Annotated in this window: 12 protein-coding genes; 7 read left to right on the top strand and 5 right to left on the bottom strand. The window is 37.7% G+C overall.

The features are described 5' to 3' along the window. Positions 1–13 precede the first annotated feature (13 nt). Positions 14–754: a LytR/AlgR family response regulator transcription factor gene (locus ABEG20_RS10950; protein WP_406823385.1), complete on the bottom strand. Its 741-nt coding sequence runs from the start codon at positions 752–754 to the stop codon at positions 14–16. A gap of 555 nt (positions 755–1,309) precedes the next feature. Here ABEG20_RS10950 and mgtE point away from each other — a divergent pair. Beyond that, positions 1,310–2,686 (top strand): magnesium transporter, encoded by a 1,377-nt coding sequence (gene mgtE / locus ABEG20_RS10945; RefSeq protein ID WP_406823384.1) that lies wholly within the window; start codon positions 1,310–1,312, stop codon positions 2,684–2,686. A gap of 9 nt (positions 2,687–2,695) precedes the next feature. Continuing rightward, positions 2,696–3,310, top strand: a complete 615-nt coding sequence (locus ABEG20_RS10940) for an HAD hydrolase-like protein (RefSeq protein WP_406823383.1) — start codon at positions 2,696–2,698, stop codon at positions 3,308–3,310. A gap of 116 nt (positions 3,311–3,426) precedes the next feature. On the opposite strand, the gene ABEG20_RS10935 is transcribed toward ABEG20_RS10940, so the two are convergent. Then, positions 3,427–5,103, bottom strand: coding sequence for an RDD family protein (locus ABEG20_RS10935; RefSeq protein ID WP_406823382.1), 1,677 nt, complete (start codon positions 5,101–5,103; stop codon positions 3,427–3,429). Positions 5,104–5,433: 330 nt separating this feature from the next. Then, entirely contained in the window at positions 5,434–6,534 is a 1,101-nt protein-coding gene (gene ychF, locus ABEG20_RS10930; RefSeq protein ID WP_406823381.1) for a redox-regulated ATPase YchF, read from the bottom strand. A gap of 201 nt (positions 6,535–6,735) precedes the next feature. Here ychF and ABEG20_RS10925 point away from each other — a divergent pair, with 201 nt between their 5' ends. Beyond that, a complete protein-coding gene (locus tag ABEG20_RS10925; protein WP_406823380.1) occupies positions 6,736–7,200 on the top strand; it encodes a DUF5362 family protein in 465 nt (154 codons plus the stop codon). A 66-nt stretch (positions 7,201–7,266) separates the two neighbouring features. Here ABEG20_RS10925 and ABEG20_RS10920 read toward each other — a convergent pair whose 3' ends face one another. Next, a complete protein-coding gene (locus ABEG20_RS10920) occupies positions 7,267–7,590 on the bottom strand; it encodes a DUF3276 family protein (protein ID WP_029275977.1) in 324 nt (107 codons plus the stop codon). A 79-nt stretch (positions 7,591–7,669) separates the two neighbouring features. Beyond that, positions 7,670–9,460, bottom strand: a complete 1,791-nt coding sequence (locus tag ABEG20_RS10915; RefSeq protein ID WP_406823379.1) for an ABC transporter ATP-binding protein — start codon at positions 9,458–9,460, stop codon at positions 7,670–7,672. Positions 9,461–10,017: 557 nt separating this feature from the next. Between ABEG20_RS10915 and ABEG20_RS10910 the strand changes: the two genes are divergently transcribed. The 4 genes from ABEG20_RS10910 (at position 10,018) to yajC (ending at position 12,951) form a co-directional block, all read left to right on the top strand. Next, the gene (locus tag ABEG20_RS10910) at positions 10,018–11,106 is read left to right on the top strand and encodes a Glu/Leu/Phe/Val family dehydrogenase (RefSeq protein ID WP_406823378.1); all 1,089 of its coding nucleotides are present in this window, start codon (positions 10,018–10,020) and stop codon (positions 11,104–11,106) included. A gap of 50 nt (positions 11,107–11,156) precedes the next feature. Then, on the top strand, positions 11,157–12,107 hold the full coding sequence (nusB, locus tag ABEG20_RS10905; RefSeq protein WP_406823377.1) for a transcription antitermination factor NusB: 951 nt from the start codon (positions 11,157–11,159) through the stop codon (positions 12,105–12,107). 1 nt (position 12,108) lies between these two features. Continuing rightward, the gene (locus ABEG20_RS10900) at positions 12,109–12,567 is read left to right on the top strand and encodes a DUF1573 domain-containing protein (RefSeq protein ID WP_406823376.1); all 459 of its coding nucleotides are present in this window, start codon (positions 12,109–12,111) and stop codon (positions 12,565–12,567) included. A 63-nt stretch (positions 12,568–12,630) separates the two neighbouring features. Further along, positions 12,631–12,951, top strand: a complete 321-nt coding sequence (gene yajC / locus ABEG20_RS10895) for a preprotein translocase subunit YajC (protein WP_184466845.1) — start codon at positions 12,631–12,633, stop codon at positions 12,949–12,951. Positions 12,952–12,988: the final 37 nt, after the last annotated feature.

The following is a 12,988-nucleotide window of genomic DNA, read 5'->3' as shown; positions in this document are numbered from 1 at the left end:
ATAACCGTTCAAGCTAAGTTCTGTTGGATAATAGAAACCGCTCTTCAATAAATTTGCTGAATGCAGCCTTGTAATGGGCTGCCATCAATACTTCATACTTCCCGAGGTTTATCTTGTTACCTTCAATTTTCTTTACGAAAGCAGAATTGATGATGTAAGATTTGTGCACCCTGAAAAAGCTTGTGTTGTATTTAAGTTTTTCTTCCATCTCCTTAATGGTCATGTAAACCGAATGATTTTCAGTAGGGGTGTATAGATGGATATGGTTATTTGAACCCTGGATATAGATGATGTTGTTTTTTGGAACAGTTAATATTGTGCTTTTATCGCTGGATTTTCTAAAATAGAACACATCATCATTATCTCCTTCAAAATTATGGCTCCCGTAGCATTCTTTTAACACATCATTGATCACTTTTGCAAATTCTGAAAGATCAAATGGCTTAAGAAGATAATGCTTTGCCCTGACTTTAAAAGCCTCAATCGCATATTGCGGATAGGAGGTGATAAAAATAATATGGTGTGATTCGCCTTTCAGATTTTCGGCAAGGTTAATTCCTGAGAGATTAGGCATGTCAATATCCGTGAAAATGATGTGGCTTTGCTTCAGCATGATAATATCATTTAGTGCTGAAACAGATTTTGTGTAGGTTAGTGCTAATCTGAGCCTCGGAAACTCTGAGATAAATTCTTTAAGCATGTCAATAGCTGACTCATCGTCATCGATAATGATGCAGGGGATTGTATTGTTCATGAGAGATATATTAGATATGACAAGATACAAAATATTCCTGATGAGCACCAGGGGCGTACGAAAGCTTTATTAAGATAATTTAAATCCTCAAGCTTTCTGTCGTTGAAAAGTACAGAAATTTTCCAATCATTAATACTTGGAATTTGGTTGTCGATTTTTTAATCAGTACCGCAATTTTCTGCCTCGTCCGTAGACGAAATCAATTGCCTTTTTTAGGTTTTAATATCTTATTTATTATGTTGTTATGTCCAGATGCTAGCCGTAATTTATATGGGGATTTGGTAGACTAACCGAATAGATGTTTGTTAAACCGCCCGGAAATACAAAACGATTGGGTGTGCAGGCAAATCTTTTTACCCGATGTATTTTATGTTAAAAAATGATTAAATCATTTATCAAACATGCGCTGATATTAACTTTATGCACTTGTATTTTTAAAGCAGGCTTTCTGCTATGAGGATTTTAGATACTCAGGTTGGCTTTTTAAGAAATAAAAATGCACCTTTGCGAACTGTTAATTAAGGTTTAGGCATGTAACAAAATAAATAGCTGTGTATGGAAGAAATGGTTGTGGAAGAAATTCAGGAACTACTTGAAAAAGAAAATGATAGAGCGTTAAAGCAATATCTCGATCAACTGAATATTTCAGATGTTGAAGAACTGATAGATGAACTTCCACAACATGCAGCGAAATTTATAGAAACCTTATCCCTCAACAGGGCAGTAAACGTATTCAGGATTCTGGATTTTCCTACACAGGAGCGTATCATCAAAAAACTTTCGGGCAATAAACTCAATCAGATCATCAAAGATCTGCCACCAGATGATCGTACCGCACTTTTTAGCGAGTTAAAAGGTGATGTGGTTAAAAAAATGATCACCCTTTTGCCGCCCGAAGAACGTAAAGAATCACTCGCACTTTTAGGTTATAAAGAAGACAGTATCGGCCGTTTAATGACACCCGATTACATCGCCGTAAAACCCGAGTGGTCGATCACGAGGGTTTTGGCGCACATCAGGCGTTATGGAAAAAACTCCGAAACCATCGATGTGGTGTATGTCATTAATAAAGAAGGAGTACTGCTGGACGATATCAGGATTCGTGAAGTATTACTGGCGGATCCGGAAGCTATTATTGGTGAATTAACCGATAAACGTTTTATCGCCTTAAAAGCAAACGATCCTCAGGAAGATGCAATTAACATCTTCAGGATGAATAACCGCGTGGCTTTACCTGTGGTAGATGAGCACAACATTCTTTTAGGTATAGTTACCGTTGATGATATTTTATGGATTGCCAACGAAGAGTATACCGAAGATATGCACAAAATAGGGGGGACCGAGGCTTTAGATGAGCCTTATCTGGATATCCCGATTTTAAAACTGGTAAAAAAACGTGCTGGTTGGCTAATTGTGCTTTTTTTAGGCGAAATGTTAACTGCAACAGCCATGCAGCACTTTGAAATTGAACTCGAAAAGGCAGTGGTGCTGTCTCTTTTTATTCCACTAATTATGAGTAGTGGTGGTAACAGTGGTTCGCAGGCTTCAACATTAATTATCCAGGCCATGGCCCTGGGCGAGGTAACCATTGCCGAATGGTGGCGTGTAATGCGCCGCGAACTTGTTTCTGGCGCCTTACTGGGCATCATTTTAGGTACAATAGGTTTCGTCCGCATTGTAACCTGGCAAGAATTACATCTTTATAATTATGGCCCGCATTGGCTTTTAATCGCAACTACCATATTCTTCACCCTTGTCGGGATTGTTTTATGGGGTAGTTTAATCGGTTCGATGATGCCCATTATTCTGAAAAAACTAAAACTCGATCCGGCAACTTCATCGGCGCCATTTGTAGCCACCATGGTAGATGTAACCGGAATTGTAATTTATTTTAGTGTAGCCGTATTGATTTTAAAAGGCGTCTTACTTTAAATTTAAATCATGCAAAAGAAAATAACCACACTTTTTACCGATATCGGGGGCGTTTTGTTAACGAATGGCTGGGACAGACATGCAAGAGGGGAGGCTTCAGTACTTTTTAATCTTGATTCCGTTGATCTCGAAGAACGTCATCACCTTACTTTCGACACTTATGAAGTGGGTAAACTTACCCTTGACGAATATTTAGAACGTATCGTTTTCTTTGAAGAACGTAGCTTTAGTTATGATGACTTTAAGGAGTTCATGTTCAAAAAATCACTTCCTTATCCCGAAATGATCCGGTTGATCTGCGAGCTTAAAAAGAAATACCATTTAAAAGTAGCTGTAATCAGCAATGAGGGTAGGGAATTAAATCAGTATCGGATCAACACCTTTAAACTGAACGAATTCGTCGATTTCTTTGTCTCATCTAGTTTTGTGCATTTCCGCAAGCCTGATGCTGATATTTTTAAAGTAGCCATCGATATTTCGCAAAGCGATGTAGAAACCAGTTTGTACATTGATGACAGGATGCTTTTTGTGCAGGTTGCTGAAGGTTTGGGTTTGAGGGGCATTCATCACAGCAGCTACGAAGATACCAAAACACAATTAGCCGCTTATGGGTTGGAATTGTAGTTGAGTTGACAACTTTCTAGACTTCCTGCCTGTAAGTCGGCAACTCTAGAATTGTTATGCGCACTTGCTGTATGCTGGTCTGAAAAACTTATATCTAAATCCGAAAAGATATCATCTTATTTAATCTTCGTAATCGTTCCAGAATTAAGCCTGGCTGAAATATCGTAAAAGTAAGTTTTGCCTACTGTATCCTGTACCGTGAGTTTTGCATTTATTTTATCAATGGGTTCACGGCTAAACCCGCTTATCGTGGTGCCAAATCTTTTGTATTGAATAGTAGAGTCGTTTATAACCCAGTTAATGTGGGTTTCGGGCATTTCAATTTTTATTATTTTTACCTTCCAGCCTTTGTTTGTGATCGAAAAAGTAAATTGTTTCCCCTTAAAAACGCTGATGTTTTCAAGAGCGAGTATGGGTTGCATATAGGCTTCAATACTTTTGATAATGTAATTCCCATAAACGCCTTTAATGGCGATACCTTTACCGTTATTTTCTACACTACCATATTTTGCCCGCTCAAAATTATCCGGCAATGCTTCCATCAGCTTATCCTTATTGATGGTTACAGATGGCCATGTATTTTTATGTCTCAGATAAAAAGCATCAATGTTTTCCTGTTCGGGATGGTATTCAAAATCATTGTCCATTCCGATTAATGAGTAGGTAATTTCTTGTCCCTTAATGTTTTCTGGTTTTAGGTATACAACAGTATTTGCATTTTTTACATTCCTGAATTCAATAAAATCATCTACCGTTAAATGATCAATCTTATCTTTTATTTCATTACCGGAAGACCTATTTTCGATATAATAATGGATTTCGGTCTTTGTATAATCAAAAACAAAGAATAAAATGACAACAATGGGAATGATGAAAAAATATTTCCAGCCCTTAGCACCGCTACGTTCTTCCCGCACAACCGAAGTTTCCGACCATTTGTCGTGCCAGCCTGCATTGGCGAACACGAAAGACAGCCCATCAAAAGGCACAAACCTGGAAGCCGTTCTTACAAAAACGGTTTTGAGTGTAACCGCGCCTTCTGTATTAGTCACAAGTCTTGTTTCTGTAAGGAATTTAGCTGGCGACGACTGGAACAGTTTTTCGAAAAAAACATAATAAATCAGTCTAAAAATGCCGAATATTAAATATAATGCAGGTTTTTCTCCTATAGTGTTACCCAATAAATTAAAAAATGAAGCAATCAAATCAATACGTGCTATAATCTCGATTACCGGATAGAAAATAAATACCAATATCAAACTGTCTACAACCAGGTGGAATATCCTTTGCCAGTTGCTGGCTTCCGTTAAATAAGTTACCATTTCCTCGCCATAGGCTTCGGTTTTGGCCTGTAGTTTTTTATTTGTTTTAAAATCTTTTAAGATTCTTAAAGAAAGATAGGCCCATAAGATATTGCCAATAAACGATAAAAATATAAGCAGTATGCTGCCATGTTCCATCAGCGTACCGAATGAAAAAAACATTAACATTAAGAGGTTGAAGGTCCTAACAGCCCTGTCGATTAAAATAACCGAAAATAAAAAGGTTACCAATCTACTTTCTTTTCCCTTGCTTACATAATATAATACCCCACTGATGAGAAACAAGGCTGTAAAAATCTGGCTTAACGTTTCGTAAGAAATTACCTGTTTGATCCTAAAAGAGAAACTAAAAGGGGTAAGCAGGTGCTGTAAAAGCCTGATCTGTAAAAACGATGGGAGTAGTTCGACAGTTAGGCTATAAACTGCCGTTAAAATAATAAAGAGTGCGAGTTTAGATTTAAATTTATGCATGAGGGCTAATTTACAGTTACAAATAACTGATATTTATGCCGATTAAAAAATACTTTACTGGTTAAATATTAAAGCATTTTCTTTAAAGTGTTTATGTTTCTGCCTCTACAGGCCTAGCCGCGTTCCGTGCTTTTGGTGTCTCCGTAGCAAAAAAACTCCTGGTATTATACAATTCCTGTGGAGGAAACCTTTAAATTAACCTAAATTTTCGCAACAGGTTAAGCTCAAGATGACAAGATGGCTAATGATTTTTTGTGTTTATGCAGTCAGTATCAGAAACAAAGAAAGCCACTCCAAAGAGTGGCTCTGTATTATTTATCTGTTGTTAGCTTAAACATTAAACCTGAAGTGCATAATGTCGCCATCTTCCACTACATAAGTTTTTCCTTCAACACCCAATTTACCGGCATCTTTACAGGCATTTTCAGAGCCCAGGGTTACGAAATCGTTATACTTGATGACCTCCGCACGGATAAATCCCTTTTCAAAATCAGTGTGGATTACACCTGCTGCCTGTGGTGCTGTAAAACCTTTGGTAATAGTCCAGGCCCGTACTTCCTGTACACCAGCAGTAAAATAAGTGTATAGGTTCAATAATTTATAAGCGGCGCGGATCAGTTTATTTACACCCGATTCAGTTAAACCTAAATCTGCTAAAAATTCCTGACGCTCTTCGTAGCTGTCCAGTTCAGCAATTTCCGATTCAATTTTTGCAGAAATTACTAAAACCTCAGCGTTTTCATCAGCAACGTTTGCTCTAACCAGATCAACATATTTGTTGCCGGTAACCACCGATGCTTCATCCACATTACAAACATACATAACCGGTTTTTGGGTAAGTAAGCCTAAGTCTTCAATAAAATCGAAATCCTCCTGCGCCAATGGAGCCGTACGAATCGATTTGCCGCTCTCCAGATGAGATTTAACCACAGTTAAAATTTCATAAGTTCTTTTCGCATCTTTATCACCACCGGTTTTAGCCATTTTTTCAACTTTTTGGATACGTTTATCAACGGTATCTAAATCTTTAAGCTGCAATTCGGTATCAATAATTTCACGATCACGGATCGGATCAACAGAACCATCCACATGGATGACGTTTCCATCATCAAAACAACGTAAAACGTGAATAATGGCATTGGTTGCACGGATATTTCCTAAAAACTGGTTTCCTAAGCCTTCACCTTTTGACGCCCCTTTTACCAAACCGGCAATATCTACAATCTCTATTGTATTCGGTTGCACTTTGTTTGGTTTAACCAGCTCGGCCAGTTTGGTCAAACGATCATCTGGTACCGTAATTACACCAACATTAGGTTCAATAGTACAAAAGGGAAAGTTTGCAGCCTGTGCCTTTGCATTTGATAAACAGTTAAAAAGAGTCGATTTTCCAACATTTGGTAAACCCACTATACCACATTGTAATGCCATTATTTATTAGTCTTTAAGTCTTTAGTCCACAGTCTTTAGTCGGTAACCGCAGTATATCTCACATCATCCATCCCGCATTTTCCATCCCCTATCTCCGCTAAAACCGCGCAAAGATAAGCTTTTAAAACCTTTATTTAAACCCTTACTCTTGTATCAAATCTATATTTTATCTAAGTTTAGCCCAAAATACATAGAGATTAAATGGAAGATTTTGAAAATGAAGTGCCTCAGGAAGTAAAGTTGGTTGTTACCGAAGAAATGCGCAGCTATTTTTACGATATGAGTAAATGGGCAAGATTTTTATCGGTTGTTGGTTTTGTTGTCTCTGCATTTTTAACCCTGAGTTCATTTGGGATAGGGGCTGCAATATCGGCAAACCCTGCAATGCTTAATCAATTAGGGCCACTGGCCGGTATTGGCGCAACAGGCATTACCATATTTTACCTGCTATTGGCTTTACTGTTTTTTTACCCGAGTTTATTATTGTTTCGTTTTTCGGGTAAAGGCAAACAAGGCGTGCTCTTTGGCGATCAGGAAAATTTAAATGATGCCATTGCTAATGTAAAATCACTGTTTAAATTTTGGGGAATACTCACTATTATATTATTAGTAAGCTATTTTCTGTTAATTCTTGCAGTTGTGGTGAGCAGTGTAGGTATAAAATAAAATAAGCCAAAAAAAAAGCCTCCTGATTTTAAAAATCGGGAGGCTTTTTTATGAAATTATAATTGCTTAAAAAGTAAAATCGTCGCTTGCTTTAGTGCTATGTTCTCCGTTTTCAGAATATTCATAACGTTTTTCAACCACATCCTGGTGAGTTTTGATATAATCTACAGTTTCATTTAGTCCTTCTGCAAATTTTTCGAAATCTTCTTTGTATAAGAAGATTTTATGTTTTACAAACACACCGTCTTCTAATCTTTTCTTGCTCTCGGTAACTGTTAAATAGTAATCACCCGATCTTGTAGCCTTCACGTCGAAGAAATAAGTTCTCTTACCTGCTCTTACTTTCTTTGAAAAAACTTCTTCTCTTTCCTTGTTGTCGAATTCTCCCATGGTTGGTATTGATGTTGGTTTTTGGTTTCGGTAAATATAAAGCAAATATTTAAAGTTCAAAATACAATTTTGATACAATTTAAATCGTTCGCGTTTCCTCCTCCAAAAGTTGGTTGTTATAAAGTTCCGTATAACTCCCGTTTAGCCTAAGTAATTCATTGTGTGTGCCTTGTTCGATGATTTTTCCATCATCAAGTACTAAAATCTTATCAGCATTTTTTATGGTCGAAATCCGGTGGGCGATTAAAATACTGGTTTTACCGGCCATGATTTTACCCAGGTTTTGGAGTATTTCCTCCTCCGTTTTAGTATCAACAGCCGAAAGGCAATCATCGAAGATTAAAATCTTAGGTGATTTAATCAATGCTCTTGCAATAGAAACACGTTGTTTCTGACCGCCGGAAAGGGTTATTCCGCGCTCACCCAGCATGGTTTCGAATTTTTCATCGAAATCGATAATATTGGTATAAACCGAAGCATTTTTTGCAGCCGCATGCACTTCTTCATCCGTAACCGCGTTTAAGCCAAAGGCTATATTATTTTTTATGGTATCCGAAAAAAGGAAAACCTCTTGGGGCACAAAGCCAATCTGGCTGCGGTAACCTTTTAGGTTTAGTGCCTTTATATTCATTCCATCAATTTCTATAACACCACTTTCTACATCATACATCCGCATCATCAGGTTCGCCAGCGTTGATTTTCCCGATCCCGTTTTTCCGATAATGGCTACAAATTCGCCGCTGTTAATTTCAAAGCTCACATTTTTCAGGGCCTCAATTCCGGTATCCGGATAGGTAAAACTTACCTTATCGAATCTGATATTACCCTTTAGCTCAATTTCTGCTGTTTCGTTCGATCGAATATCGGATGGGATGTCTAAAAACTCATTTATCCTTTTTTGCGATGCCGCTGCCCGCTGGATTAAAGAAGTTACCCATCCCAGCATGGTTACCGGAAAGGTTAACTGGTTGATGTAAATGATAAACTCAGCAATATTCCCCGCAGTAATGCTGCCGTTCATCACCTGGATGCCACCTATGTATATGGTTAAAATCGTGCTTAAGCCTATTAAAAGCAGCATGGTAGGGTAGAACAGGGCCGATACTTTAACCAAACTCATGGAGTCTTTTTTATATTCGTTGCTCTGGATTTCAAACATGTTCCGCGTATAATCTTCACGTACATATGATTTAATAATCCTGATCCCCGAGAAACGTTCCTGTACGAAACTGGATAGATCTGATAAACGCTCCTGTATCTTTCCGCTTTTTTTAAAGACCAGGGTGTTTACATAGTAGATGATGATGACGAGAAAGGGAAGGGGCAAAAGGCAATAGGTGGCCAGTTTAGAATTCACATCAAACATCGACCAGATGATGAGCACAGATAAAACAAAAGTATTAATCGTATACATAATCGCCGGGCCAACGTACATCCTTACCCGGTTTACATCCTCTGTTGCCCGGTTCATTAAATCGCCCGTATTGTTTCTGCGGTAAAAGCCTAAGCTCAGCTCTTGGTAATGTTGGTAAATATCGTTCTTCATATCGAACTCAATATGCCGCGACATTAATATAATGGTTTGGCGCATAAAGAACAGGAAAAGCCCACGCAATAAATAAAGCGCAATAACCACTAAAGCAAAAAATAAAAGGTTGCTGCTAAATATATCGTAAATAATGGGCTGCCGATTGAAACCGTTAAACAGGTTAAAGAGCTGAATGTTTTCACTGATCAGGTCTACAGCATAGCCGATCACCTGGGCAGGCACTACCCCAAAAATATTAGAAATTACCACGAAAATACTTCCGGGTATAATCCACCATTTATATTTGAGAAAGTATTTGTTTAATCTGCTCAGATGTTTCATGTTGTACAAACTTAGCTAATTTTGTTATTTCATCATGTATATTTATCCAATCGGGGCTAAGCTTTAAAGAATAATGACATTTGGAGATGTAAAATGGATAATGTGAGATGTAGGATGTGAGATGTATGATTTGAGCTGGATGATGTATTAATGAAGAATTAGAAATGCACTGAAATCGATTTTTATCATCTAAGGTACGAAGCACCTGCTGAGGATTGAAAAATCCCTAAAGCCTATCATTTGTTATTCTTTAATTATTTACTAATAAACGACTAGTGAGACTATGCATTTACAAATATCAAGGCCTTTGAAGTGTATCTCCGTTTCAGTTATCCGACCTAACAAATTTTTCGGTAAGCCCAGGCAAGACTAGGCCGTATACCATCGGAAATCAGTTGGGTCACTCATATTGATTTTTATGAAATTTATGATCCCTCAAGATGAGTTTATAAACTGATTTGCAGCGATAATCAAATTAATTTTGTCATAGTTTTCTTAAATGCGTGTAATAATGGTTTTTTATTTTAATTTTGCAGCAGGTTATCCGAACGTTCAATATGCCAGCAAATTCTCCGTCAGATTCATCAATTTTAGATCAATTAAGTGCCTATGGGCACAAAAAATTGGTTTTTTGCAATGATCCAGATACAGGTTTAAAAGCTATTATTGCTATACACGATACCACGTTAGGTCCGGCTTTAGGTGGAACTCGCATGTGGAGTTACAGCACCGAAGGCGAAGCATTAGAAGATGCATTGCGTTTATCGCGCGGAATGACCTATAAAGCTGCAATAACAGGGTTGAACCTGGGTGGTGGAAAAGGTGTTATTATCGGCGATTCCAGAAAAGACAAAACCGAAACTTTAATGCGTAGCTATGGCAGGTTTATTAAAAACCTGAATGGCGAATTTATTACGGCAGAAGAAATGGGTACCAATACACGCGATATGGAATATATCCGTATGGAAACCACTTATGTTACTGGTGTTCCCGAGTCAATCGGCGGTGCGGGCAACCCGGCTCCTTTTACTGCACAAGGCGTTTATTTAGGTATAAAAGCCAGTGTTAAAGAAGTTTTTGGTACAGACATGCTTGCCGGAAGAACCATTGTTGTACAAGGTATCGGCAATGTTGGTGAACACCTCGTTGCACTGTTGAGAAAAGAAAATGCCGAAGTTTTGATCAGCGATATTAACCAGGAACAGTTAACTTACGTAGCCCGGAAATATAAAGCAAAACCGATCGAGGCCGATAAAATTTTTACAACTGATGCCGATGTTTATGCCCCATGTGCAATGGGCGCTACCGTTAATAACAGAACCATCGAAAAAATGAAATTTGCAATTATTGCAGGTTCAGCCAATAACCAGTTAAAAGATGAGGTTCTGGATAGCGAATTACTTTTAAAGAAAGGGATTTTATTTGCACCTGATTATTTGATCAATGCAGGTGGATTGATTTCCTGCTATTCGGAGTTAACTGGTTTCGGTAAAAAACGTACCGTACAGCTTACCGAGAATATTTACGATGCTACACGCAGTGTAATCAGATTGAGTAAAGCCGAGAACATATCAACAAACATTGCTGCCAACCGGATTGCCGAGAAACGGATTGCAGATATTAAAAAAATTAAATCGTCATATTAAATCATAATTATTAAAACAGGTTTTAAATAACCACACTCGTTCTTACATTCATGTTAAACAGAAGGCACTTAAGAATCAAAGCTTTGCAAAATATTTTTGCTTGGCACATGGCAGACAAAAAAGACATTAAAGGTGATTTGAAAACCTTAATGCAGAGCATCGATAGCGTGTACGAAATGTACATCTGGATGTTGTCTCTAATGGTAGAAGTTACCGAATTTACGGCTAACGACGCCGCAGAGCGCGCAAATAAGTTTATCAAAACAGCAGAGGATATTAATCCCAACATGAAATTGCTACACAATAAGTTTAGCGTTTTATTGCAGCAAAATCCCGAATATGTTTCTGCAATTAAAAAATACAAGGTAGACTGGGGCTTCGATCCCGAAATCCGTAAAACTGTTTACAATTCTTTAAAAGCATCAAAAGAATATGCCGATTATCTGGCCGATCCGAACGAAAGTTTGGAATCATCAAAAGATATCATCAAATACATTTTTCGTAAAATTATCCTGAAAAACCAGGCTATTATTCAGGTTTTTGAAGAGAAATTCATCAATTGGCAGGTAGATCACGAAGTGATGAAAGGCATGGTAGCCAAAACCTTAAAAAACTTTACATCAGAAGATCCGTTCAAAAATAAACTGACTGAAATTAGTGCCGATTGGGTTGAAGACAGCAAATTTGTGCAGGATCTTTTTGTTCATACTTTACAGAACGATGCCAAATATCAGGATATGATTGCTGATCGGACTAAAAACTGGGAATCGGAACGTATTGCATTAATGGATACTATTTTGATGAAAATGGCCATTTGCGAACTGTTAAACTTTCCATCCATTCCGGTTAAAGTAACCATTAACGAATATTTGGAGTTATCAAAAGATTACAGTACACCGAAGAGTAATTCATTTATTAACGGTATTTTAGACAAAATTTTAGGCGATCTAAAGAAAAACAATACCATTAAAAAGATCGGCCGCGGATTAATCGAAGATTAAAATGAAAAGAACTTTTATCCTGGCTATTGCTGCACTTTCGTTTGCAGCATGTCGTAATGCAAATAATCAAACCAGCGAAACTGCTTCAGCTGTTTCCGTTGGTAATGATACTTCAAAAACAGCGAAAGTTGCTCCGGCAGATGCACCTGTTATCGTTTTCGAACGCGATATTTTCGATTTCGGTAAAATCACACAGGGCGAAAAAGTTAAACACGATTTCAAATTTAAAAATACAGGTAAGCGTCCACTCATCGTTTCCAATGCAACGGCAACTTGTGGCTGCACTATTCCGCAGGTACCGGGCGAACCTATTTTGCCAGGTAAAGAAGGGGTAATCAGCGTGGTTTTCAATAGCGAAGGTAAGATGGGTATGCAGGATAAGGTGATAACAGTAACATCAAATGCAAATCCAACCGTAAGCACTGTTCATTTGGTAGGAGAGGTGCTTGCTAAAAAATAAATTGGCGATCGTTTATGGCATCATCCATAAGGATCAAAATTCATAAAAACAAATAAATAAGAAATGACATCAACAGTAATATTACAGGCAGCAGCAGGTGGTAGTAACATGCTAACTACAATTGTACCAATGGTACTGATCATGGTAGTTTTCTACTTTTTCATGATCCGTCCGCAAGTTAAAAAAGCTAAAGACCACAAAAAATTGGTTGAAGAATTAAAAAAGGGCGATAAAATTGTAACCACTGCTGGTATTCATGGTCGTATTGCAGATATGAATGAAACCACTTTCTTAATTGAAGTTGAAGGCGGTGTAAAGATCCGTTTTGATAAATCTGCAGTTTCTTTAGATGCAACCAAAGCAGTAGTAGCGCCTAAAGCCTAATAAATTAATAAAATTTAAGTGCAGTCCCGAAAACTTT

Source organism: Pedobacter sp. KACC 23697, assembly GCF_045348445.1.
In the GTDB taxonomy this organism is placed as follows: domain Bacteria; phylum Bacteroidota; class Bacteroidia; order Sphingobacteriales; family Sphingobacteriaceae; genus Pedobacter.
The sequence above is the reverse complement of the archived record's forward strand: the minus strand, read 5'-3'. Positions and strand labels throughout refer to the sequence as shown.

Coding starts and splice junctions, on each gene's coding strand:
- nusB (WP_406823377.1), top strand. CDS start 11,157: ATGTTAAACAGAAGGCACTTAAGAATCAAAGCTTTGCAAAATATTTTT.
- ABEG20_RS10925 (WP_406823380.1), top strand. CDS start 6,736: ATGGAAGATTTTGAAAATGAAGTGCCTCAGGAAGTAAAGTTGGTTGTT.
- ABEG20_RS10910 (WP_406823378.1), top strand. CDS start 10,018: ATGCCAGCAAATTCTCCGTCAGATTCATCAATTTTAGATCAATTAAGT.
- ABEG20_RS10935 (WP_406823382.1), bottom strand. CDS start 5,103: ATGCATAAATTTAAATCTAAACTCGCACTCTTTATTATTTTAACGGCA.
- yajC (WP_184466845.1), top strand. CDS start 12,631: ATGACATCAACAGTAATATTACAGGCAGCAGCAGGTGGTAGTAACATG.
- ABEG20_RS10920 (WP_029275977.1), bottom strand. CDS start 7,590: ATGGGAGAATTCGACAACAAGGAAAGAGAAGAAGTTTTTTCAAAGAAA.
- mgtE (WP_406823384.1), top strand. CDS start 1,310: ATGGAAGAAATGGTTGTGGAAGAAATTCAGGAACTACTTGAAAAAGAA.
- ABEG20_RS10940 (WP_406823383.1), top strand. CDS start 2,696: ATGCAAAAGAAAATAACCACACTTTTTACCGATATCGGGGGCGTTTTG.
- ABEG20_RS10950 (WP_406823385.1), bottom strand. CDS start 754: ATGAACAATACAATCCCCTGCATCATTATCGATGACGATGAGTCAGCT.
- ABEG20_RS10900 (WP_406823376.1), top strand. CDS start 12,109: ATGAAAAGAACTTTTATCCTGGCTATTGCTGCACTTTCGTTTGCAGCA.
- ychF (WP_406823381.1), bottom strand. CDS start 6,534: ATGGCATTACAATGTGGTATAGTGGGTTTACCAAATGTTGGAAAATCG.
- ABEG20_RS10915 (WP_406823379.1), bottom strand. CDS start 9,460: ATGAAACATCTGAGCAGATTAAACAAATACTTTCTCAAATATAAATGG.